Origin of the sequence: Streptomyces sp. NPDC006510 (assembly GCF_040611955.1) — a bacterium.
In the GTDB taxonomy this organism is placed as follows: Bacteria; Actinomycetota; Actinomycetes; order Streptomycetales; family Streptomycetaceae; genus Streptomyces.
In genome coordinates, this window is record NZ_JBEXPH010000448.1 from 1 (window position 1) to 1,602 (window position 1,602).

Here is a 1,602-nt window from a genome sequence, read left to right on the forward strand (position 1 = left end):
CGGGACCGTCGATGACGGTCCCGGCCCCGCGTCGTCGCCTGTGAGGGGACGTCCGGCCGCACTGTACGCGGCCGTGGCTCAGCCGCGCTCGTACGCGGAGATCAGCTCGCTGCACCGCTTCACATCGGCGGCCATCGCCACGAGCAGGTCGTCGATCGAGTCGAACTTCAGCATGCCGCGCACGTACGCGAGGAAGTCCACCGCGACATGGAGCCCGTACAGGTCGAGGCCGACCCGGTCGATCGCGTACGCCTCCACCGTCCGCTCCGTGGCGTCGAACTGCGGGTTCGTGCCGACCGAGATCGCGGCGGGCATCGCCTCGCCGTTCACGTCCAGCCAGCCCGCGTAGACGCCGTCGGCGGGGATCGCGGTGTGCGGCAGGGTCTCCACATTGGCCGTGGGGAAGCCGAGCTCCCGGCCGCGCTGCGCGCCTCGGACCACGATGCCCTCGACCCGGTGCGGGCGGCCCAGGATCTCGGCGGCACCCGCCACATCGCCCTCGGCCACCAGCCGCCGGGTGAGGGTGGAGGAGAACGGCTCGCCGCCGCCCGCCTCGCCGCTCACATACAGGTCGATGACCTCGACCCGGTAGTCGTAGGTCTCACCGAACTCGGTGAGCAGCTGTACGTTGCCGGCCGCCTTGTGGCCGAAGCGGAAGTTCGGCCCCTCGATGACCAGCTGCGCGTGCAGCTTGTCGACGAGCACCTTCACGATGAAGTCGGCCGGCGCCAGCTTCGAGAACTCGGTGGTGAACGGCAGGATGAGCACCGCGTCCACCCCCAGCTCCGCCATCAGCTCGGCACGCCGGTGGTGCGGGGCGAGCAGCGGCGGATGGCTGCCGGGCCGTACGACCTCGCTGGGATGCGGGTCGAAGGTCACCACCACCGACGGCACGCCCAGCTCGCGGGCGCGCTCCACGGCCCGCCCGATGATCAGCTGGTGTCCGCGGTGCACCCCGTCATAGGAGCCGATGGTGACGACGCTGCGTCCCCAGTCCTGGGGGATGTCCTCCAAGCCACGCCAGCGCTGCACTCTGACCGCTCCTCGCCCGAACCTGTGTACGTGGGTTTGTCTCTTACGCAGGTCTAAGACTGCCATGCTCACGCCGCGCGGCCTGCATCGGCATCGCCTTCGGGCTTCCCAGCGCCTCCACCGTCCGCCGCGCACTCGGGCCGACGAGCACCGCCCATTCCTGCGGGGCGTCGGCCAGCCACCCGGTGACCAGGGCGGCGAATCCGGGCACGTCACGGGCGAGCTCGACCAGCCCGCGGTCGAACCGGACCGCGCCCTCGGGGGTCCGGACCAGCAGTGTCCCGGTGCGGTGGACCAGGGCGCGGGTACGGGCGGGGGCGCGCCCGCCGGAGCCGGTCGCGGCGGCCCGCAGCAGCGCGTCGAGCACGGCCGGATCACGGTGGGCGTCCTGCTCGAAATCCAGCAGGACCTCCAGCAGCTGTTCCCTCAGCGGCCCGGAGGCGGGGCTCCCCGGTGCGGCGAGCACCCCGGCGAGCGCCCCGCGTACCGGCGGCGGCACGGGTCGGTCCCGCAGCAGCCCGGTCACCAGGGGCAGCAGCAGGGCACGGGCGGCGGGGCCGCGCTCCAGCC

General features: G+C 72.8%; 1 protein-coding gene and 1 pseudogene. Both read right to left on the reverse strand.

The features are described from left to right. Positions 1–78: 78 nt before the first annotated feature. Complete coding sequence (locus tag ABZY11_RS44375; protein WP_356484600.1) at positions 79–1,032, reverse strand: bifunctional riboflavin kinase/FAD synthetase; 954 nt, start codon at positions 1,030–1,032, stop codon at positions 79–81. Between the two features lie 43 nt (positions 1,033–1,075). After that, positions 1,076–1,602, reverse strand: a pseudogene (locus ABZY11_RS44380) (serine protease); the annotation flags it as partial.